The 1684-nt window shown below is 46.6% G+C and carries 1 protein-coding gene; it reads right to left on the reverse strand.

The genetic code is table 11. The features are described from left to right. Positions 1-259: 259 nt before the first annotated feature. On the reverse strand, positions 260-1138 hold the full coding sequence (locus tag WCO51_13615) for a DUF1698 domain-containing protein (protein MEI6514291.1): 879 nt from the start codon (positions 1136-1138) through the stop codon (positions 260-262). Positions 1139-1684: the final 546 nt, after the last annotated feature.

Genomic DNA, 1684 nt, shown 5'->3' on the forward strand with positions numbered 1-1684 from the left:
GCGTTCGTTGAGCCCGAACCGGTGGTGGCGCCCGATTTCTCCACTCCTGTATGTCTCCTTTTTTCCTAACAACCAACAACTTGTTTCGTGACGTGAGCCCCGGCGACGTCATCATGACCACGACGATTCTCTACCTCTTCATGTCGACAGGGGCGGGCATGGTCAACCACGGAATGGAGGGCAGCACTTCCGGAACCGCCGACACGACCAAGTTGTTAATGCAATGATTACATGCAAACATGCATATCTCTCATTGCAATTATTTCCACCTTTCTTCCTGGTGATACTGCTTGGCTTTCAAATTCATGGCAGCATTCTTGATTCTGGCAAATTGAGCGACCGATGTTTTCTTTAAGGTCGCGAGTAAATGATCAGGCTCGACGTCGACTCCCAGAATCTCCTTGGCGGAAATCATGGCAATCTTCGTTCCATTTTTCTCGATAAATTCTTCTGCGTCACTCCCTTTACTGGGAGTAAAGGCATGAACTATCCCGGAAGGTAGGGGGGGATTTAAATCAGCATGGACAGTCACCACATTGCAGAACCCAACTGACCTGAGCATTGCCTTCAATGCCTCGAGTGTAGGGGCGCACCAAACAGTAGGGTCTTTGTTGATTTCATCTTCCTCGTAAAATTCAATATAACTACGATTCCCCATCGCTTTATTTTCGGGGGCCAGTAAAGTCTCTAAAATAATCTGGCCCCTGCATATTGCTGACAGCTTTTCAAGCGCAAGCATGGGATTCTGAAGATGATATAAAACCCCTAAGAATAAGATAAGATCGAACTGCCCTGTTACTTTGGAGTCCAGATCAAACATGCTGCTTTGATAAAATTTCACTTTTGAGTTTAACAGCTTATGGGCAACGTGAAAACCATTGGGCGCATCGATGAAAACAGAGCTGAAATCATCAATAGCAATAACTTCCAATGCTCCGCGTTTCTCGCACTCAAAACTGTAAGCGCCATCAGAGCAACCAATATCCAAGACTCTCATCCCGGTCAAATCCTTCGGGATTTGAAATAATTTAGAATTGATAATAGAATCTTGAGTCCCAGGGGTTATTATCCCTCCAGGTAGTTCGATTGTATGTCTCCAAAATTTTACTTTAGCGATTTCATCTTTTACAGAATTCATATGAGACCGTCTCCTTTGTTGATAAAAGAAATCAATACTTGTTTAATAGCTCTATACACTTTTCCGTCTGGTTATTCTATAAAAACCCGAGGAAGGGTAGGGTCAGATCTCGTTTTTAGTTTATTGCTGAAATCGAGTCGTTATATGTAGTTATATAGATACTATATAACAAGTATTGACTCGCGTGTCAGAAGCTAGCCGTGATGTGCGGATGGCGTGACCTCTCAGGCTAAATATCCCCGATGGTTGGTATCACACAATCTCCGAGCTATGGTGCGTGGCGACAGGTTAACTCAGCCCGATGTGCGCAAGTGGCAGCGGCTCCTGCCGTTTGAGGTTGTTATCGCCGCTGTTGAGTCTCGAAGGGTGAGTGCTGGGAACGATTCCGGGATCTGCCTGGTGATGAAGGGCATAATATGGTGTTGTGGTTGGGACGGCGGCATTGTGGCATGACCCATGCCGAACTGGCCGTTGCCGTTGGTGATATGGGCGCCGCGGCGGTCAGTTCCGCCGGCACGCCGCTGCGCGAATTGAGAAACAGTTTGT

Source organism: bacterium (assembly GCA_037131655.1).
Lineage (GTDB): Bacteria > Armatimonadota > Fimbriimonadia > Fimbriimonadales > JBAXQP01 > JBAXQP01.

Excerpts from the sequence above, each read along its gene's own strand:
- WCO51_13615 (MEI6514291.1), bottom strand. The coding sequence starts at position 1,138 with ATGAATTCTGTAAAAGATGAAATCGCTAAAGTAAAATTTTGGAGACAT.